16 protein-coding genes are annotated in these 18620 nt (G+C 73.8%); 3 read left to right on the forward strand and 13 right to left on the reverse strand.

Features of this window, described 5'->3' with window-relative positions; all coding sequences use genetic code 11:
- Positions 1 to 46 precede the first annotated feature (46 nt).
- The 12 genes from JJI54_RS06835 to JJI54_RS06890 form a co-directional block, all read right to left on the reverse strand.
- Positions 47 to 808, reverse strand: coding sequence for a heme ABC transporter ATP-binding protein (locus JJI54_RS06835; RefSeq protein ID WP_203072060.1), 762 nt, complete (start codon positions 806 to 808; stop codon positions 47 to 49).
- Positions 805 to 1878, reverse strand: a complete 1074-nt coding sequence (locus JJI54_RS06840) for a FecCD family ABC transporter permease (protein ID WP_203072061.1) — start codon at positions 1876 to 1878, stop codon at positions 805 to 807. The genes JJI54_RS06835 and JJI54_RS06840 overlap by 4 nt, the downstream gene beginning before the upstream one ends.
- Complete coding sequence (locus JJI54_RS06845) at positions 1875 to 2744, reverse strand: heme/hemin ABC transporter substrate-binding protein (RefSeq protein ID WP_203072063.1); 870 nt, start codon at positions 2742 to 2744, stop codon at positions 1875 to 1877. The genes JJI54_RS06840 and JJI54_RS06845 overlap by 4 nt, the downstream gene beginning before the upstream one ends.
- On the reverse strand, positions 2741 to 3775 hold the full coding sequence (locus JJI54_RS06850; protein WP_203072065.1) for a hemin-degrading factor: 1035 nt from the start codon (positions 3773 to 3775) through the stop codon (positions 2741 to 2743). Before JJI54_RS06850 ends, JJI54_RS06845 begins: the two co-directional genes overlap by 4 nt.
- 44 nt (positions 3776 to 3819) lie before the next feature.
- On the reverse strand, positions 3820 to 4731 hold the full coding sequence (locus JJI54_RS32605; RefSeq protein WP_203072066.1) for an energy transducer TonB: 912 nt from the start codon (positions 4729 to 4731) through the stop codon (positions 3820 to 3822).
- Positions 4732 to 4745: 14 nt separating this feature from the next.
- On the reverse strand, positions 4746 to 6956 hold the full coding sequence (locus tag JJI54_RS06860) for a TonB-dependent hemoglobin/transferrin/lactoferrin family receptor (RefSeq protein WP_203072068.1): 2211 nt from the start codon (positions 6954 to 6956) through the stop codon (positions 4746 to 4748).
- A 350-nt stretch (positions 6957 to 7306) separates the two neighbouring features.
- The gene (locus JJI54_RS06865) at positions 7307 to 7672 is read right to left on the reverse strand and encodes a hypothetical protein (RefSeq protein ID WP_203072069.1); all 366 of its coding nucleotides are present in this window, start codon (positions 7670 to 7672) and stop codon (positions 7307 to 7309) included.
- A gap of 151 nt (positions 7673 to 7823) precedes the next feature.
- Positions 7824 to 8216, reverse strand: a complete 393-nt coding sequence (locus tag JJI54_RS06870; protein WP_203072071.1) for a DoxX family protein — start codon at positions 8214 to 8216, stop codon at positions 7824 to 7826.
- 1 nt (position 8217) lies between these two features.
- On the reverse strand, positions 8218 to 10092 hold the full coding sequence (locus JJI54_RS06875; protein WP_203072072.1) for an amidohydrolase: 1875 nt from the start codon (positions 10090 to 10092) through the stop codon (positions 8218 to 8220).
- An 87-nt stretch (positions 10093 to 10179) separates the two neighbouring features.
- Positions 10180 to 10449, reverse strand: a complete 270-nt coding sequence (locus JJI54_RS06880; RefSeq protein ID WP_203072074.1) for a XapX domain-containing protein — start codon at positions 10447 to 10449, stop codon at positions 10180 to 10182.
- 27 nt (positions 10450 to 10476) lie between these two features.
- Complete coding sequence (locus JJI54_RS06885; protein ID WP_203072075.1) at positions 10477 to 11313, reverse strand: alpha/beta fold hydrolase; 837 nt, start codon at positions 11311 to 11313, stop codon at positions 10477 to 10479.
- Positions 11314 to 11423: 110 nt separating this feature from the next.
- The gene (locus JJI54_RS06890) at positions 11424 to 12086 is read right to left on the reverse strand and encodes a hydrolase (RefSeq protein WP_203072077.1); all 663 of its coding nucleotides are present in this window, start codon (positions 12084 to 12086) and stop codon (positions 11424 to 11426) included.
- A 256-nt stretch (positions 12087 to 12342) separates the two neighbouring features.
- Between JJI54_RS06890 and JJI54_RS06895 the strand changes: the two genes are divergently transcribed.
- The 3 genes from JJI54_RS06895 to JJI54_RS06905 all read left to right on the forward strand — a co-directional run bounded on the left by JJI54_RS06895 (position 12343) and on the right by JJI54_RS06905 (position 15402).
- Positions 12343 to 13953 carry an ABC transporter substrate-binding protein gene (locus JJI54_RS06895; protein WP_203072079.1) on the forward strand — a complete coding sequence of 537 codons (1611 nt, stop codon included), beginning with the start codon at positions 12343 to 12345 and terminating at the stop codon, positions 13951 to 13953.
- 88 nt (positions 13954 to 14041) lie between these two features.
- Positions 14042 to 14578 carry a helix-turn-helix domain-containing protein gene (locus JJI54_RS06900; RefSeq protein ID WP_203072081.1) on the forward strand — a complete coding sequence of 179 codons (537 nt, stop codon included), beginning with the start codon at positions 14042 to 14044 and terminating at the stop codon, positions 14576 to 14578.
- Between the two features lie 74 nt (positions 14579 to 14652).
- A complete protein-coding gene (locus tag JJI54_RS06905; RefSeq protein WP_203072083.1) occupies positions 14653 to 15402 on the forward strand; it encodes an SDR family NAD(P)-dependent oxidoreductase in 750 nt (249 codons plus the stop codon).
- Here the strand turns inward: JJI54_RS06905 and JJI54_RS06910 are convergent.
- Complete coding sequence (locus JJI54_RS06910; protein ID WP_203072085.1) at positions 15390 to 18254, reverse strand: ATP-binding protein; 2865 nt, start codon at positions 18252 to 18254, stop codon at positions 15390 to 15392. The genes JJI54_RS06905 and JJI54_RS06910 overlap by 13 nt on opposite strands.
- Positions 18255 to 18620 lie beyond the last annotated feature (366 nt).

The raw sequence follows: 18620 nt of genomic DNA on the forward strand, positions 1-18620 counted from the left end.
ATCCGGCCCGTCGCGCAAGCCTCCGCGCGGCCCGGGGCGCCCGCCTTCAGCCGAAGGCGGGCACCAGCGCCCCGTCGCGGTCGTGGAAGCCAAGCCCATAGACCTGTTCGAGGAAATCCGGCCGCAGGACCTGCCGCGGCGGGCCCAGGGCGACGCAGCGCGCCGCCTGCATGACGGCGACGCGATCGGCGACGAAGGCGGCCTCGTTCAGGTCGTGCAGCACGACCAGCACGGCCAGGCCCTCGCCGGCCAGCCGGCGCAGCACGGCAAGCAGCGCCGCGGCATGCCGGACATCGAGGCTCGCCGTCGGTTCGTCCAGCAGCAGCGCGGCCGGGCGCGCCGCGCCATCGAGCTGCGCGAGCGCGCGGGCGACCTGCACGCGCTGGCGTTCGCCCCCGGACAGCGTGGCATAGGCCTGGGTGGCGAGCGGCGCGACGCCCGCCATGGCCATCGCGGCGGATACCGCTTCCCGGTCGCGGGCGGCCTCGGCCGTGCCGGCCCAGGGCAGGCGGCCGAGGGCCACGACCTCCGCCACCCGCATCGGGAAGGCGAGGCCGGCCTGCTGGCTGACCACGGCCCGGCAGCGCGCCATCGCGGCCGGCGGCCAGTCCCGCAGCGCGCGGCCGAGCATCGCGACCTCTCCGTCGCGCGGGCGCAACTCGCCGCTCAGGGCGCGCAGCAGCGTCGACTTGCCGGCGCCGTTGGGGCCGATGACGGCCAGCACCTCGCCGGGCCGCAGGGCGAGCGTCACGTCATCCAGCAGCCGGCGCGGCCCGGCCGCCAGCGTCAGGGCACGGGCCTCGATCACGGCGCGGCCCCGGTCGCGCGGCGGCGCAGCAGCCACAGGAAGAAGGGCGCGCCCAGCAGCGCGGTGACGACGCCCACCGGCAGTTCCGCCGGCGCGGCCAGGCTGCGGGCGGCGAGGTCCGCCAGCACCAGCAGCGCCGCGCCCAGCAGCGCCGCGCCGGGCAGGACGATCCGGTGGTCGGACCCGAAGGCGAGCCGGACGAGATGCGGGACCACCAGGCCGACGAAGCCGATCAGCCCGGTGAAGGCGACGCCGGCCGCGACGGCGATGGCGGCGAGGATGACGGCGATGCGCTTGACGGATTCCACGGGGATGCCGAGGTGGAAGGCCTCCGCCTCCCCCAGCAGCAGCGCGTTCAGCGGGCGGGCGAGGGCGCAGAGCGCCAGCGCCGGCAGGCCGACCAGGATGGCGATGACCGGCAGCTGCACCCAGCGCGCGCCGGCCAGGCTGCCCAGCGTCCAGAAGGTGATGTCCCGCACCTGGCGGTCATCCGCCATGAAGATCAGCATGCCCGTCAGCGCCCCGGCCAGGGCGTTCACGGCGACGCCCGCCAGCAGCAGCGTGGCCACCGAGGCCACGCCGTTCACGCTGCCGAGCCGCGCCATCAGCAGCGTGGCGGACAGGCCGCCGAGGAAGGCCGCGACCGGCAGCAGCCAGAGGCCGAGCGTGCCGGCCGCGGCGCCGAACAGCGTCCCGCCCAGCACGATGGCCGCCACCGCGAACAGCGCCGCGCCGCCCGAGACGCCGATCAGCGCCGGATCCGCCAGCGGGTTGCGGAACAGGCCCTGCATCGCCGCCCCGGCCACGCCGAGCCCGCCGCCGACCAGCGCCGCCAGCAGCACGCGCGGCGCGCGGATGACGCCGAGCACCGCGGCATCCCGCGCGAATTCCGCCGGCAGCGGCGCCAGGCCGAGGAGATCCGCCAGCACCGCCAGGAAGCCCGCCGGGCCGACCCGCGCGGGGCCCAGCAGCAGGCCGGCGGCCATCGCCGCCGCCAGCACCATCAGCCCGAGCGGCAGCAGCGCCAGGCGCGGGGCGCGCGGCAAGGGCATGGCGAGGGAGGTGCTCATGCCCAGGGGCGCGGCGGCGGCGCCGGCAGGCTGGCCGCGGGATGCAGCAGCTTCGCCAGGTCATGCCGCGCATGGGCCGCGCGCGGCCCGAAATTCAGCATGTAGGCGCCATCCATCGCGACGGCGCGGCGCGCGGCGGCGGCCGGGGTCACGGCCAGCGCGGGGATGCGGAACAGCGCCTCCGGCCCGCCCGCCTCGGCCAGCGCATGGTCCATCATCACGATGACATCCGGCGCCAGCGCCGCCGCCATTTCCGCCGAGAGGGGACGGTAGCCGGCGAAGGAATCGATGACGTTGGTGGCGCCGGCCGCGCGCAGCATGGCATGGGCATGCGTGTCGCGGCCGGAGACCAGCGGCGCGCCGCGCGCGGTGGAGAGCACGAAGAGCGCGCGCGGCCGCGCCAGGGCGGCGATGGGGGCATCGAGGGCGCGCCAATCGGCTTCCAGCCCCCGCGACAGCGCCGTGCCGTCCACGCCGAGCGCCCCGGCGATGCTGGCGATCTTGCGCGTCACGCCCGCCAGGCTCGCTTCCTCCGGCACGATGGTGACCGGGGCGCCGGCGGCGCGCAGCACGGCCAGCGCCTGCGGCGGGCCCGCATCGCCCGAGATCAGCAGCAGGTCGGGCGACAGGCCGATGAGCCCTTCCGGCGCGAGCGAGCGCAGGTAGCCCACCTGCGGCAGCCCCGCGGCCGCCAGCGGGAAGCGGCTCGTGCTGTCCACGGCGATGACGCGCGATCCGGCGCCGAGGGCGAAGACCGTCTCCGTCACGCCGCCGCCGACGCTGACCAGCCGCGCCGGCATGGCGGCGGCGGGATGGGCGGCGAGCCCGGCCGCCGCGCCGGCCAGCAGGAGGCGCCGCGCGATCACGCCGCCACCCCCGCCGCGGCCGCGTGGTGGTCCGCGATATCGGCCACCAGGCCGCGCCAGGATTCGAGTTCCGGCTTGCCCGGCTTGCGCGCGCCGAAGAGCAGGGCGACGACCTCCCCGGCCGCATCCAGCAGCTCGATGGAGGTGACGACGCCATCCTCGGTCGGCTTCACCACGCGCCAAGCGGCGGCGACGCCGGCTTCGCGCAGATGCAGGTTGAAGCGGGGGTCCAGCACGTTGAACCAGCCATGCACGTCGCGCAGCGTGCTGACGGTGCCGGTGTGGATCTGGATGGCGCCGCGATTGCCGACGAAGACCATCACCGGCACCTCCCGCTCCGCCGCCAGGCGCAGCGCCGCGGCGCCGGCGCCGGGGTCGAGCCGCAGCGCCAGGTCATCCCCCGCCAGGCGGAAGGCCTGGCGGCGCGTCGCGCGGTGCTGGCGCAGCATGGGGAAGAAATCATGCGTGTCGCGCAGGCCGAGCCAGGCCTGGCGCAGCGCCGCCGCATCCACCTCCCGCTCCGCTTCCGGCGGCTCGGGCGCGGTCGCGGCCTCGGGCGGCAGGGGTGCCTCCGCCAGGGCGAAATCGGCCATGATGCCCTGCCATCCGGCGTGGTCGGTGGCGCTGGTGGCGAAGACCTTGTGCATGGCCAGGCCGTCCCGGTCGAAGACCTGGATCGAGGGACGGTCGCCGCCCAGCGCATAGGCATGCGCCCAGCGCTGCGGGAAGAGCCGCAGGTCGATATCCGGGCCGAGCACCATGATGTGGCCAGGGCCGGAGGAGACATCGGTGTAGGTGCCGTGGCGTTCATGCACCGCGTGGTCGTTGCGGGTCAGGGCCATCACCTCACCCGCGCGCGGCAGGGCGCCGATCAGGCCGGCCCAGTCGGGCCGCAGCGGCGTGGCGGCGCCCGTCGCGCCGCTGGCGACCAGCGCGGCCTCGGTGGTGCCGAGGCGGAGCGCGGCGTCCCGCGCGCGCAGATGCGGCGTGGATCGCTGCAGGTCCCGGTACCGTTCGGCGAGTTCGGTCATGGCTGGTCTCCTTGTGAAGGCAGGCGGGGTGAAGGCAGGCGGGGTCACCGCAGGCGGAAATGGACGGGGACCTCGACCCAGGCCGCGATGCGCTGGCCATCGCGGGAGGCGGGTTCGAAGGCCCAGCGCCGCACGGCGGCGAGTGCCGCCGAATCGAGGATGGCGTGGCCCGAGGAGCGCAGGACGAGCGTCTCCGTCGGATCGCCGCTGGGGTCGAGCAGCGCGCGCACGACGACGGTGCCGGCGAGGTCGAGTTCGATGGCGCGCGCGGGATAGGCGGGCGGGCTGGGCGGGCGGCGGAAGCGGGGCGCGGTGATCAGCGGCGGGCCGGGCGCCACGGAAGGGGCCTCCGCGGCCGGGGCGCGCGCGGGCAGGGGGGCCTCGCCTTCGCCCCGCGCGGCGGTGGCGGGCCCCGCGGCGCCGTCACGCGCGGGGCGGCGCGGCGGGGCGGCGGGGCGTGGCGCCGGGGCGGCCTCGGCGGCGCGGGTACGGCGCGGGGGCTCCGCGGGGGCGGGATCGGGCAGGGGGGACGCCGCGACGGGCGTCGGGGGTTCCGCGGGGGCGGGATCGGGCAGGGGGGACGCCGCGACGGGCGTCGGGGGTTCCGCGGGCGCGGGCTCGGGCAGGGGGGCAGCTGTGGCGGGTGGCGGCGGGACAGGGTCGGCCGCGGCCTCGGCCGGGGAGGTGGCGTCGGGGGAGGCGACGTCGGAGGAGGGGGCGGCGGGCTCCGGCGCCACCGCGCCGTCGCCAAGGGCCAGGACGAGTTCGACCGAGGGCATGCTGGCAGGGGCCTCGGGGCCGCGCGCGGCCGGCGCCAGCATGATGGCGGCGCCGGCCGCGGCATGCAGGAACAGCGCGCCCGCGATGGCGGCGGGACGGGCGCCGCTGCCCGGCCGCCCGCGGCCGGCCAGCGCATCGTCCCGTTCCACCATCTCCATCGTGGCCGCGAACGCCATGTCCCGGCCCGGCTTCAGAACCGGATCGTCATGTTGACCGCGGCGTAGCGGCCGGGCTGGGCGTAGAGGTCGCGCAGCGGCGCGTTGGACGCCAGCCCGGCCACGTCCGAGGTCAGGAAGTAGCGCGCATTGGTGACGTTGAAGAGGCCGGCATTGACGGTGACGCTCTCGTTGAAGTCGTAGCGCGCGGCCAGGTCGAGCACCGCATAGGCGGGCGCCTTGAAGGCGGTGGCATCGGCGGTGCGCCGGTTGCGGAGCGCGCCGGTCAGGTTCGCTTCCAGGCCGAGGCCGTTCTCCCCCTGCCAGGCGATGCCGAGCGCGCCGCGGGCGGGATCGACGCCGTCGAGCGGCCGGTCGGTCTCCAGGTTCTCGCCGATCGCCAGCGCGGAGGAGGCCCGCACCCGCAGGCTCGGCGTCACGCGGAATTCGCCGCGCGCCTCGGCGCCGTAGATCTGGGCATTGCCGATGTTCTGGTACTGGAAGACCTGCAGGCCGCCGGAGGATGCCAGCGTGCGCGTGGTGATGAAGTCCGTGTAGCGGTTGAAGAAGGCGGCGACCTGGAAGGAGGAGCCATCGGCGAAGCGGCCGCGCAGCCCGCCCTCGAAGCTGTCCACGTATTCCGGCTGCAGGTCGCCATTGGGGATGATGGTGTAGCCGAAGGTGCGGTTGGTGAAGCCGAAATTGGCCGTGTCGTAGGGCGGCGCGCGGAAGCCGCGGGCATACTGGCCGTAGAGCGAATAGGTATCGTCCAGGCGATAGGTGATGCCGAGCTTGGGGGAGAGCGCGACGGCATCGAGGTCCCGCACCGAGACCGCCGCGCCGCTCTGCGCGGAGCGCAGGAAATCCGCATCCACGCTGGCGCGCAGGCTGTAGGTATCCAGCCTGAGCGCGGGCAGGAAGGTGAAGCGCCCGTAGCTGAACTCATCCTGCAGGTAGAGCCCGGCCTGGTGCGTGGTGGTGTCGGGGAAGTTCTTGTTGGGATAGGTCTCGCCGGAGATGGTGGTGGAGACGACGCCTGTCTGCGTGTTGACCTCCGAGCGGTCCCGCGGGCGGGAGGTCTCGATCCGGTCGATGCTGAAGCCGTAGGTCAGGCGATGCGTCGTGCCGAAGGCCTCGATGGCGTTGCGCAGCTGCAGGTCGGCGCCGAAGATGCTCTGGATCTGCTCGGTTTCCGTGTAGCGCAGCCGGTTGGCGGCGGAGGTCGCCGGGTTGCCGGCGCCGACATAGCGGCGCTGCGTCGTCACCTCCGACCGGTCGAGCCGCGACCAGTGGAAGTTCAGGTCCATCGAATCCGCGAAGAGGACCGGCGCGTTGCGGCTGTAGTCCAGCTGCAGGCGCCCGCGCGTGGTCGTGTCGTCGCCCAGGCTGGACTGCACGGTGGTGGCGGCGGCGCCGCTGCCGGTGGTGCTGCGGTCCGTGCGCAGGTCCGTCTCCGTCTCCCGCACGAAGATCTCGCCCGTCAGGCGGAAGGTATCGACGGGCGTCGCGCGCCACACCGCGCGGCCGAGGAAGGAGTTGACGGTGTAGTCCTGCCCGTTCGCCGCGAGGTTGCCGTTGGGCTGGATCTCATGCCCGTCGCGGCGCGTGTAGATGCCGAGCACGTCCACGTCGCCATGCCGCGCCGCCGCCGTCAGGCTTTCGGAGAAGGAGAGGTCGGCGCCCGAATAGCCCGTGCGCAGCGCCGCGTACCAGTTGCGCCCGACGGCATCGAGGTAGTCGGACGGATCCTTCGTGATGTAGTTCACCACGCCGCCGATCGCGTCCGAGCCGTAGAGCGCGGAGGCGGGGCCGCGGACGATCTCCAGCCGCCGGACATTCTCCAGGTCCACGAAGTCGCGCGTGAAGGTGCCGGCGCCGATGTTGCTTTCCGGGAAGTCGGGCAGGCGCACGCCATCGGTCAGCACGCGCACGCGGTTGTCGCCGATGCCGCGGATGACGAAGTTGCCGCCGCCGCCGCGGATGGGGTTGTTGGAGAAGGAGACGCCGGGTTCGTACCGGACGGCATCCTGCGGGCGCACGGCGTTCTGGCGCTCGAGCTGCCGGGAATCGATGACGGTGACGGTCGCGGGCACGTCGGCGAGGGGCCGCGCGGCGCGCGTCGCCGTGGAGGTCACGGCATCGAGCGCCGTGGCGCCGCCCCCTGGGCTTTCCTGCGCCTGCAGCGCGAAGGGTGCGGCGAGGACGGCCGCGGCAATGAAGCGGCCGGTGGCGGCGGGCGTTGTCATCGGGGGCTTCGATCCTTCGGACGGGCAGTGCGAGACGGGCGTGCGGCGGGCTGACGAAGGCGCGCCCGGCGGCCGCGATGGCCGCGGGCGTCCGCGCATCCGCGGATCCCCCGGCGGTGGCCCGGCATGGGCCGGTCCTGCCCGGTCTATCAGCGAATGCGAATCAGTCGCAACAATTGTGCCGCTGGTAAACTGCCGGTCATGCCGGGTCAAGATAGCGAATGCGAGTCATTCGCAAATTGTGAGGGAAAGCCGGCGCCGCCCGTGGCGCCTGGGCGGGGCGGGGATGTTGGCCAGGGGTGGCGAAGGCGCCGGCCGGTGGTGACGGCCCGGCGCCTTCAGCCGTTTCCTCAGCGCCGCGCGGTGCCGGGATTGCCGTCCAGCGGCGCGCCGTGATGGCCCTCGCCCACCTGGCCGAGTTCGCTGTTGAAGCGCAGGATGTAGACCGGCCCGCCGCCATAGGCGGGGCGGCCCGCGCCATAGGTGACGCGGTATTCGCCGTTCTGCTGCTGCTCCACCCGCGCGACGTCGCCGCCGACCACGGGCATGCAGTTCATGCTGTACACGACTTCGGTGTTCTCGCCGGAGCCGCGCACTTCCTGCACCTGGCAGCTCATCAGCGTGCCCGGGGCATTGGGGCGGGCGGGGGCGGTCTGGGCGAGCAGCGGCGCGGCGGAGAGCAGCAGCGCCGCGGCGCCGAGGGCAACGGTCTTCATGATGCGGTATCCCTTGCGATGACCGGTCGCCGCCCTGCGGCGGTCCGGGTGGTGCGGGCCGGATGCGGCCGCCCGCTGCGCCGATGGCGGGCGGCATGCCGCCCGGGCCAGGAGAGGGCCGCAGCCGCGCAGCGCGGCGGGCCGAGGGGGATCATCGCTGCCGCTCCTGCCAATCCATCAGGCAGACCAGCAGCCAGGCGCCGACGAGGCCGAGATGCTCGTGGAAGGCATTCGCCGTCATGAAGCGGGGCAGGCCCGGCGGCATCTCCCAGAACCGGTTGGCGACGAAGGTGGCGGCTAGGGTGAAGAGGCCGAGCGCCAGCGCGCCGAGCCACCGCGCCCGTCCCGACAGCACCAGCGCGGAGGCGCCGAGTTCGAGGAGGATGGTGCCCGTGGCGACGAGCGCCGGCAGGGGAAGGCCGAATTGCGTGGCCTCCGCCACCGCGCCCTCGAAGTCGAGCAGCTTGGTGAACCCGCCCTGGAGATAGGCGGCGCAGAGCGCGAGGAGGGCGATCCAGCGCAGCGCGGGGGTGGCGGCGCCCATCTCAGAAGGCCCAGCAGGCGCAGCCGAGCGCGCCCCAGAAGCCGGCCTCGTCCGCGACGGGCGCGGCCTGGCGCGCCCAGGCATGGGCGTGGCCATGCACGCCGCAGGCGGTGGCGCAGCCGCAGGCCGCGGCCAGGCGCGCAAGGGTCTCGCCGCCCGGCACGGCTTCCGCCCGCAGGCGGGACTGGTAGCCGCCGAAGCGGTTCACCGGCGACCAGTCCGGCGATGCCGGCGGCAGCGGAGGCGCGAGGCGCGCGAAATCGCCCGCGCCATGCACGACCCTGCCGCCGACAATGGTCAGCGCGGCGCTGATGTCGCCGATCGAATCCTCCGCCACGGCGAAGAAATCGGCGTCCAGCACGGCGATGTCGGCGAACTGGCCGGGCGCGATGCGGCCCTTGCGGTCCTGCTCGCCGGAGAACCAGGCGGAGCCTTCCGTCCAGAGGCGCAGCGCCGCCTCGCGGTCCAGCCGCTTGTCCGGCCGCGTCATGCGCAGCCCGCCCAGCGTGGCGCCGGAGACGAGCCAGTGCAGGCAGACCCAGGGGTTGTAGCTGGCGACGCGCGTCGCATCCGTGCCGGCGCCGACGGGCACGCCGGCTTCCAGCATGCGCGCGATGGGTGGCGTCTCCGCCACGGCCTCGGCGCCGTAGCGCTGCAGAAAATCCTCGCCCTGATAGGCCATGCGGTGCTGCACGGCGATGCCGCCGCCGAGGCGCTTCACGCGGTCGATGTTGCGCGGCGTGATGGTCTCCGCATGGTCGAAGAACCAGCGCAGCCCCTGCAGGCCGACCTCGCGGTCCACCTCCTCGAAGACGTCGAGGGCGCGCGTGATCGTCTCGTCATAGGTGGCGTGCAGGCGGAAGGGCCAGCGGTTCTCGGCCAGGAAGCGCACCACCTCCTTCAGCTCGGGCTCCATGCCCGGCGGCAGTTCGGGGCGCGGCTCGCGGAAATCCTCGAAATCGGCGGCGGAGAAGACCAGCATCTCGCCGGCGCCGTTGTGGCGGAACATGTCGCCGCCCTCGCCGGGGCGGACCAGGTTGGCCCAGCGGCGGAAATCCGCCAGCTCCTCCTTCGCCTTCTGCGGGAACAGGTTGTAGGCGATGCGGATCGTCAGCTTGTCCTCGGCCGCCAGCTTGCGGATCACCGCGTAGTCGTCGGGATAGTTCTGGAAGCCGCCGCCGGCATCGATGACGGAGGTGACGCCGAGGCGGTTCAGCTCCCGCATGAAATGCAGCGTCGAATTCTCCTGCATCTCCGGCGGCAGCTTCGGGCCGCGCGCCAGCGTCGCGTAGAGGATCAGCGCATTGGGCTTGGCCAGCAGCAGGCCGGTGGGATTGCCCTGCGGGTCGCGCTCGATCTGGCCGCCGGGCGGGTCGGGCGTGTCCTTCGTGTAGCCTACGGCGCGCAGCGCGGCGCGGTTCAGCAGCGCGCGGTCATAGAGGTGGAGGATGAAGACCGGTGTTTCCGGCGCCGCGGCATTGATTTCCTCCAGCGTCGGCAGGCGCTTCTCGGCGAATTGGTGGCGCGTGAAGCCGCCGACCACGCGCACCCATTGCGGCGGTGGCGTGCGCCGCGCCTGGTCGCGCAGCATGGACATCGCGTCCGAGAGGCTGCGCACGCCTTCCCAGCGCAGCTCCATGTTGTAGTTGAGGCCACCGCGGATCGGGTGGATGTGGCTGTCATTGAGGCCCGGGATGGCGCGCCGGCCGCCGAGGTCGATGCGCCGCGTCGCGGGACCCGCGAGGGCGATGATCTCCGCATCGCTGCCCGCCTGGAGGACCAGCCCATCGCGGATCGCGACGGCCTGCGCCTGCGGGTTCGCGCGATCCAGCGTCGTGACCTTGCCGTTGAGCAGGATGAGGTCGGGTGGCGTCATCGCCTGTGCTCCTGGTCGCGTGGATGCGAGTGTGGCGGCGCCAGCCATCGCCGCGATGACGCCCCGGCGGGTCTCCATCATCCCCTCCTAGTCCGGCATCGCGGCGCGCGGGCGCGTCGCGGCATTCGACGGGAGTTCGCCCAGCAGATGGGCGCGGCAATCCACCTGCGTGACGGCATCGCGCATCCCGCATCCCTCGATCAGGCGCCGGGCCACCGGCACGATCTGCTCCCCGGCCAGGATGCCGAGCAGCCCGATCAGCGCCACGACCGGCGGCGCGGGGGACCGCACCTGGATCACGCCATAGACAATGCCGACCAGCAGCCCGGCGCCGAGGGAGGCGAGGTAGATCTTCATCGTCCCGCTCCCCCGGCGCCGCCTGCCTCAGCCGCGGATGAAGGCGAGGAGATCCGCGTTCAGCGTCGCGGCTTCCGTCGTCAGCATGCCGTGCTGGAAGCCGGGATAGACCTTCAGCGTGCCGCGGCGGAGCAGCCGCACGGCCTTCAGCGCGGAATTGCCGATCGGCACGATCTGGTCGTCATCGCCATGCATCACCAGCGTCGGCACGGAGATCGCCTTCAGATCCTCCGTCTGGTCGGTCTCCGAGAAGGCCTTGATGCCGTCGTAATGCGCCTTGGCGCTGCCCATCATGCCCTGGCGCCACCAGTTCAGGATCACGCCCTGGTGCACCGTGGCGCCGGGGCGGTTGAAGCCGTAGAAGGGGCCCGCCGGCACGTCCTGGAAGAACTGCGCGCGGTTCGCGGCGACCGCCTGGCGGAAGCCGTCGAAGACCTCCATCGGCAGCCCCTCGGGATAGGCGGCGGTCTTCAGCATGATGGGCGGCACCGCGGCCACCAGCACGGCCTTGGCGGTGCGGCCGGAAGGCTCCCCGTGCCGGGCGACGTAGCGCGCCACCTCGCCACCGCCGGTCGAATGGCCGATATGCACGGCGTTGCGGAGGTTCAGATGCTCCACCACCGCGAAGGCATCCGCGGCGTAGTGGTCCATGTCGTGGCCTTCGCTCACCTGCGCCGAACGGCCATGGCCGCGGCGGTCATGCGCGACGACGCGGAAGCCGTGGCTCAGGAAGAACAGCATCTGCGCGTCCCAGTCATCGCTGGAAAGCGGCCAGCCATGGTGGAACATGATCGGCTGCGCGTCGCGCGGCCCCCAATCCTTGTAGAAGATCTGGACGCCGTCGCGCGTGGTCACGGTGGACATGCGGGTGGTTCCCTCTGATGCAGTGGAAGACGCCGCCGGTAGCGGCAGGGCGGACAGCGCGGCGAGCGCCGCCGTGAGTTCGAGCGCCTGGCGTCGCGTCGCGGGCGGTGTCATGCGTGCCCACCCTCGGCGGCACCGAACATCGTCTTGGCGTAGGTGATGCCGAGGCCGTAGCCGCCGCCGAGGCGCTTCGCGATTCCCGTGGTCAGCGCATAGGTTTCGCCGCGCGCCCAGTCGCGCTGCAGCTCCAGCAGGTATTGCAGGCTCGTCATGGGCCGCGCGCCGGCCTGCACCATGCGGTCCATCGCGCGCTGATGCGCCTCCACGCTCACATCGCCGCAGGCATCGGCGACGATGTAGACCTCGAACCCCTGGTCGAGCGCGGACAGGGCGGGGCCGACGATGCAGACGGAGGTCCAGAGGCCGGCCAGCACCAGGCGCTTGCGGCCGATGCGGTTCACCTCCGCGATCACCGCCGCATCCTCCCAGGTATTCATGCTGGTGCGGTCGAGCAGCGCCTGGCCCGGGAAGGGCGCCGTCACCTCCTCGAACATCGGGCCGGAGAAGCTGGCGGCCGCGACGGTGGTGAGGATGGTCGGCACGCCGAATCCCGCGGCGGCCTCGGCGACGATGGCGGCGTTGTTGCGCAGCAGGACGGGATCGATCGAATTCGTCGCAAAGGCCATCTGCGACTGGAAGTCGATCATGATCAGCGCGTGGTTGCCGGGGTCCAGCAGCAGGCTGCCCGGCGTCGGCGTGGCGGTCACGGTCATGGCGGCGATGCCTTCGGCTGTCGATGGAAGCGGCGCCCGGCCCATCCCGCGCGGGGCGGGCTCGGCGTTCGTGGCAGCGTTCTAGGGTGCGCGGCAGCGCGCCTTCTTGTCGGAGCGCGGCTGTTTTTGCTGATCCTGCGGTGGCGTTGCGGGCGCGGCGCGAAGGGCCACCTGCTGCTTTGCCCGTCGCCGCGCGGCGACCTAGGGTGATGACGACACGGCCGCTGCCATCACGGAAATGAGAGGAGAGGATGCCATGCCCACGCGACGCGCCCTGGTGCGCGGCGCCCTGTCGCTGCCGCCGATGGCACTCGCCACGGCAGCGCCGCGGGCGAATGGGGCAGGCATCCTGCGCATCGGCACCGCCACGCCCGCCACCACCTTCGACCCGCATTTCCACGCCCATGCGCCGAGCCATGCGCTGCACCGGCATGTCTTCGAGGGGCTGCTGGTGCGCCGGTCCGACCTGCGGCTGCGCCCCGGGCTCGCCCGCGCCTGGGCGCCGCTGCCATCGGGCGAGGGATGGGAATTCCACATGGACCCGGCGGCGCGCTTCCATGACGGCACGCCGGTGACGGCGGCGGATGCGGCGGCCAGCATCCGCCGCGTCGCCACGGTGCCCGCCAGCCCCAGCCGCTGGACGCCCTTCATCGCGGAGGTGGAGCGCGCGGAGGCCGTGGATCCGCTCACGCTCCGCCTGCACACGCGCGGGCCGGCGCCGCTGCTGCCGGGCAGCCTGCCCGCGATCCTCATCGTGCCCGAACGCATCGCGCTGCACGCCACCACCGCGGCCTTCAACGCGGGCAGCGCGGCGATCGGCAGCGGGCCCTTCCGGCTGCGCAGCTTCGCGCCGCGCGACCTCATCGAACTCGATGCCGATCCCGGCTGGTGGCAGCGGGATCGCGGCGTGATCCCGGCCCCCGCCTTCGCCCGCGCCGCCTTCCGCCCCGTGCCGGCCGATCCCGTCAGGCTCGCCGCGCTGCTGGCCGGCGACCTCGACCTGATCGAGGCGCTGCCCACGGCCGACCTGGCGCGGCTGCAGGCCCGGCGCGGCTTCGCCGTGGCGCGCGCGCCCAGCATGCGCTTCGTCTACCTGGCGCTCGACCAGGGGCGGGACGAATCACCTGGCCTTGCCGATCTGCAGGGCCGTGCGCTGGCGCGCAATCCGCTGAAGGATGTCCGCGTGCGGCGCGCGCTGTCGCTCGCCATCAACCGCGGCGCCATCGTCGCGCAGGTGATGGATGGCCAGGCGACGCCTACCGGCCAGATGCTGCCGGACGACCTGCCGAGCGCGGTGCCGAACCTGCCGCCGGATCGCTTCGATCCCCTCGCCGCGCGGCGCCTGCTGGAGGAGGCCGGCTGGGCGGAGGGATTCCGCCTGCGGCTCGCCACCAGCAACGACCGCCTGCCGAATGACGAGAAGGTGGCGCAGGCGGTGGCGCAGATGTGGGGGCGTATCGGCGTGCGGACGGAGGTGGATGCGCTGCCGGCCGCCGTCTATGCGGGCCGCTTCACCGCCGGCGCCTTCACCGCCGCGCTCGGCAGCTGGGGTACCGCGCAGGGCGAGCCCAACACCTACTTCACCGCGCTGCTCGCGACGCGCGATGCGGCCCGCGGCCAGGGCAGCTGGAATGCCAGCCACTACGCGAATCCGCGGCTCGATGCGCTGGTCGAACGCGCCCTCGCCACGCCCGGCGACGCGATGCGCCACGCGCTGTGGCAGGAGGCGACGCGCATCGCGCTGGTCGAGGATGCGGCGCTGCTGCCGCTGTACCACCAAGTGAACATCTGGGCGATGCGCGCGGGCCTGGCGGTGGAGCCGCGCCGCGACGAGAACATGGACATCACGGAATTGCGAGCGAGCTAACGCGCTTCACAGCTTTTCGCACTCATTCACTCGCGTCCCGCCACCGCCTCTCCGCATCTTCCGCGCCATGGGGAAAGGAGAGTGTGCGATGACGGACGCCGTGACGGGGCAGGACGGGCTGCGGCGCGGGGCGCCGATGCCGGCCGGGGCGACGCTGGCGCGGCGGCTCGCCGTGCTGCTGGATGATGCCGATCGCGGGCTGCGCGCGGACAGGCAGGCGGCGGAGCGGCTGATCGCCGATGCGTCGCGGCTGTTGACGGCCGGGGAGGGCGCGGCGGCGAATGGCCGCGGCCTGGCGCCCTGGCAGTTGCGGCGCGTGACGGCGCATATCGCCGCGTCGCTGGAGACGAAGCTCTACGTGGCGGACCTGGCCGCGCTGGCGCGCCTCAGCCCGTGGCATTTCAGCCGGGCCTTCAAGGCGAGCCTCGGCCTGTCGCCGCATGCCTATGTGCTGGAACGCCGGATCGAGCGCGCGCAGCACCTGATGCGCACCACCGCCGATCCGCTGGCGCAGATCGCGCTGGCCTGCGGCCTGGCGGACCAGGCGCATCTGTCGCGGCTGTTCCAGAAGGTGGCGGGCGTGGCGCCCGGCCGCTGGCGGCGGGAATATGGCATGGGCGGGTAGATCGTCGCCCGAAGCGACAAGCCGTCCCGCGTGCCGCGACGCCATCATGGGCGCTCTGGAGTGAGGAAGGCGGCATGGCGGGAAGCCTGGCCGGGAAGGTTGCGCTGGTGGTGGCCGGGGGAGGCGGCGTCGGCGCCGCCGCCGCGCGCGCCCTGCGGGCGGCGGGGGCGGAGGTCGCGGTCAGCTACGGTGCCGCCGCCCGGCCATCCCCGCTGCTGCTGGCGGCGCTGCGGCAGGACGGCGCGCGCACCGCCGCCTTCGCCGCGGACCATGCGGTGCCGCGGGAGGTGGAGGGCGTGGTCGCCGCCGCGCTGCGGCTGTTCGGGCGGCTCGACATCCTCGTCCACGCCGCGGTCTGCCACGTGGCCGGGGAGATCGACGACCCCGATGCCGACCGCGACGCGATCGCGCGGCAGGAGGCGGTGAATGTCGCCGGCGCGCTGGCGGCGATCCGCGCGGCGGCGCGAATCATGGCGCCGGAAGGGCGCATCATCACGCTGGGCGCCGTCAGCGTGCAGCGGGTCGGCACCCCCGGGCTTGCCGATTTCGCGGCGGGGAAGGCGGCGCTGGTCGGCTACTGCAAGGGCGCGGCGCGGGACCTCGGCCCGCGGGGCATCACCGTCAATGTCGTGCAGCTCGGCGGCATTCCCCTGGCGCGGGACGAGGCGGCTGCCCGCATCGCGCGCGCGGAGGCGGCGGAGAGCGCGCTCGGCCGGGCCGGGCGGCCGGAGGAAGCGGCCGCGATGGTGGCCTTCCTGGCGGGGCCGGGCGGTTCCTTCGTGACCGGCGCGGTCATCACCATCGATGGCGGCTACAGCGCCTGAGGCGCCTCCTCCAGCGCCCGCAGCAGCTGGGTGGCGGCGCGCAGGTCGGCGGTGCCGAAGCCCTCGGCGAAGCGGGCCAGCACGGGGGCGAGGATGGCGGCGGCGTCACGCCCCCGGCCCTGGGCGCGCCACAGCGCCGCCAGGCTGGTGGTGGCGCGAAGCTGCCAGGCCAGCGCGCCCTGGCGGGTGGCAAGGTCGCGGGCGGCCTGCAGCAGGGCCTCGGCTTCCGCCGCCTTCCCCCCCACCGCCAGCAGCGCTTCCGCCTGCAGGCGCAGGAACTCGGGCTCGAACCAGCCCTGGCCGGTCGCGCGGAAGGCCAGCAGCGTCGCCTCCGCCGTCGCCAGCGCTTCCGCCCCGCGGCCCAGCCGCAGCAGGCCTTCCACCACCTGGGCATGCAGCAGCGGCATGTCGCGGCCATAGGAACCCGGGCGCATGGCGCCCAGCCCTTCCTGCAGCTGCGCCAGGCCGCGTTCCAGCTGGCCCTGCTGCATCAGCGCGATGCCGCCGAAGGCGACACCCCACAGCGCCTTCTGCGGCGATGCCGAGAGCGTGCCGCGCAGCTGGTCGAAGGCCAGGGCGGCATCGCGGATGTCGCCGCGCAGGACGGCCACCGGGCAGGCGGCGCCGCCCACCGCGATGTGCAGCGTGTGGTCGTGCTGCAGCGCCAGCGCTTCCGCCACCGCTTCGTTCGCCACGCGCATGGCCCGGTCGGGCTCCCCTTGCAGCCACAGCACCTGGCCGAGCGTGGCCTTGGCGCCGACGGCATCGTCGAAGTTGAAGCGCAGCAAATGGCGGCGGTCGGGCGGGCGCACCTGGGTGTCCAGCATCGCCTCCAGCACCCGGCGGGCCGCGGGCTGGTCGCCCGTCAGGTGTAGCAGGAAGCCGATCTGCCGTTCCCCCTTCGCCACCGCGGCCGCCCCGGCGCCTTCGCCCACGGCGCGCACCCGGTGCGCGAGCGAGAGCGCCAGGCAGAGGTCGCGCGTCATGGCGCGGGACATCAGGCCTGTCAGCGCGCGCAATTGCCGCGGCACGTCGGCCTGCGCCTCCGCCAGCGCCAGCAGCCGGGCCCAGACCTCGTCCAGCGCCGGGTCGGCCAGCTGCAGCATGGCGTCGCCGAGCCCCGCGAGCAGCGCCATCGCCTGCTGCGGATCCGCCCCGTGCATCGCATCCAGCGCCTCCAGCGCGTGGCGGAGGCGGTCGCGCCCTTCCTCGAACAGGGACAGGTGCAGCCAGACCGGCGTGGCGGCGATGGTCAGGGCGATGCCGGTCGCGGGTTCCGCGCCGGTGCCGAGGCTCCAGTCCAGGGCGGCGCGGATGTTGTCGAGGTCGCGCCGCGCCACCTGCAGCGCCTGCGTGACATCCAGCCGTTCCCACGCCGCCTGGTGCCGCTCCGCCATGTCGCGGAAGTAGCGCGCATGCGCCTGCGTGGCGCCGGCCCCGGCATCCGGCTGCTCCGCCTGGCGGTCGAGCAGATAGGCGCGCGTGGTGTCGAGCAGCCGGTAGGTCGCGGCTTCCCCGTGCTGGTGCGGGTTGAGCAGCGACTTGTCCACGAGTTCGGTCATGACATCGAGGATCGCGCCGGCATCGTGCCCGTCCCTGGTGCAGACCGCGAGCGCCGCTTCGCGCGTGAAGGCGCCGCGGAAGCTGGACAGGCAGCGCAGCACGGCCTGCTGCAGGGGCGAGAGGAGCTGGTAGCTCCAGTCGATGGTGGCCTGCAGCGTGCGGTGGCGCGGCAGCGCCGTACGCCGCCCGCGCATCAGCAGCGCGAAGCGGTCGTCGAGCCGGCTTGCCAGGTCCTGCAGGCCGAGATGCGCGACGCGGCCCGCCGCCAGTTCGATGGCGAGCGGAATGCCGTCCAGCCGCCGGCAGATATCGGCCGCCAGGGCGGCGTTCGCGTCGGTCAGCACGAAGCCTTCCGCCCTTGCGCTCGCGCGGTCCACCAGCAGTTCGACGGCCGGGAAGGCCAACGCCTCCTGCGCCTTGATGGCGGTGCGGGAGGGGGGGGTCGCCATCGGCGGCAGGCGGTGGGCCCATTCGCCTTCCGCGTCCAGCGGCTCGCGGCTCGTCGCCAGGATGTGCACGCGCGGCGTGGCCTTCAGGATGGCTTCCGCGATATGCGCGGCCTGGCCGATCGCCGTCTCGCAGCTGTCGAGGATCAGCAGCATGTGCCGGTCGCCCAGGAAGCTGCCGATCTCGGCGCCGGAGGTGTGGAGATTGGCCGAGGTGCCGAGCGCGCGCGCCACCGTGCTGGGCGTGAGCGTGGGATCGACGAGCGCGCCGAGATCGACGAAGCAGGGAGGCGAGGTGAACTCCGCCCGCAGCAGGTCCGCCACGGCGACGGCCACCGTGGTCTTGCCGATGCCGCCGGCGCCGATGATGGTGACGAAGCGGCGCGCGCGGACCTGCGCGGCAATGCCCTCGATCCCGGATCTGCGGCCGACGAGGGAGGTGATGCGGCGCGGCAGCGCCCCGGGCCATTCGGTGGCGGGGCCGGGCGGCGCCGGGGCCGTGGCCGGCGCTTCCAGCGGCGCGACGAAGCAGTAGCCGCGGCCCGCCACATTGACCACGTAGCGCTGGTCCGACGCCGCTTCACCGAGCGTCTTGCGCAGCAGCGAGACCTGGGTGCGGATGCTGGCGTCGCTCACATGCCGGTCGGGCCAGACTTCCGCGATCAGCTCGGCCGTGGGCACCACCTCCCCGGCCCGGCGCACCAGCGCGACCAGCAGGTCCAGCGCCCGGTGCCCGATCGCCACGGCCTCGCCTTCGCGCAGCAGCAGCTTGCGCTCCGCCGAGAGGCGGAACGGGCCGAATGCGATGTAGTCCGCGGTCAGACCTGCGCTGCGATCGGTCACGTTCTTTCCGGCTCTCTGCCCTGGCTTGTCCGGGCGGCGGCGCCATGGGGGGCGCGTTGCCGGGGAACCATGGCCGCCCCCTTATAGTGGGATGCCGAGTCCAACGGAATGATGCCGTTGTTTGGGGGTGCCGGCCCGCGATGCCTTGAACAGCGCCGGCCTTCCCCATAGGGTCGCGCGCCATGGCGGCGGGGCCCGGGGTGACGAAGCGGGCGCGCCGGGCGCCACCAGCCGACGCGGCGCGGCGGGACAGCACCGGCATCACGCGGTCGCGCGACACGGGACGGGGCCTGGGCCGGCGACCAGGCGCATGGCCAGTGGCGTTGCCGCCGGCATCGCGACATGTCCCGCATCACGGCGTATGGA

It is taken from the genome of Falsiroseomonas ponticola (genome assembly GCF_016805305.1).
Lineage (GTDB): Bacteria > Pseudomonadota > Alphaproteobacteria > Acetobacterales > Acetobacteraceae > Falsiroseomonas > Falsiroseomonas ponticola.

Excerpts from the sequence above, each read along its gene's own strand:
- JJI54_RS06860 (WP_203072068.1), bottom strand. The coding sequence starts at position 6,956 with ATGACAACGCCCGCCGCCACCGGCCGCTTCATTGCCGCGGCCGTCCTC.
- JJI54_RS32605 (WP_203072066.1), bottom strand. The coding sequence starts at position 4,731 with ATGGCGTTCGCGGCCACGATGGAGATGGTGGAACGGGACGATGCGCTG.
- JJI54_RS06885 (WP_203072075.1), bottom strand. The coding sequence starts at position 11,313 with ATGTCCACCGTGACCACGCGCGACGGCGTCCAGATCTTCTACAAGGAT.
- JJI54_RS06850 (WP_203072065.1), bottom strand. The coding sequence starts at position 3,775 with ATGACCGAACTCGCCGAACGGTACCGGGACCTGCAGCGATCCACGCCG.
- JJI54_RS06875 (WP_203072072.1), bottom strand. The coding sequence starts at position 10,092 with ATGACGCCACCCGACCTCATCCTGCTCAACGGCAAGGTCACGACGCTG.
- JJI54_RS06900 (WP_203072081.1), top strand. The coding sequence starts at position 14,042 with ATGACGGACGCCGTGACGGGGCAGGACGGGCTGCGGCGCGGGGCGCCG.
- JJI54_RS06905 (WP_203072083.1), top strand. The coding sequence starts at position 14,653 with ATGGCGGGAAGCCTGGCCGGGAAGGTTGCGCTGGTGGTGGCCGGGGGA.
- JJI54_RS06895 (WP_203072079.1), top strand. The coding sequence starts at position 12,343 with ATGCCCACGCGACGCGCCCTGGTGCGCGGCGCCCTGTCGCTGCCGCCG.
- JJI54_RS06840 (WP_203072061.1), bottom strand. The coding sequence starts at position 1,878 with ATGAGCACCTCCCTCGCCATGCCCTTGCCGCGCGCCCCGCGCCTGGCG.
- JJI54_RS06890 (WP_203072077.1), bottom strand. The coding sequence starts at position 12,086 with ATGACCGTGACCGCCACGCCGACGCCGGGCAGCCTGCTGCTGGACCCC.
- JJI54_RS06880 (WP_203072074.1), bottom strand. The coding sequence starts at position 10,449 with ATGAAGATCTACCTCGCCTCCCTCGGCGCCGGGCTGCTGGTCGGCATT.
- JJI54_RS06865 (WP_203072069.1), bottom strand. The coding sequence starts at position 7,672 with ATGAAGACCGTTGCCCTCGGCGCCGCGGCGCTGCTGCTCTCCGCCGCG.
- JJI54_RS06870 (WP_203072071.1), bottom strand. The coding sequence starts at position 8,216 with ATGGGCGCCGCCACCCCCGCGCTGCGCTGGATCGCCCTCCTCGCGCTC.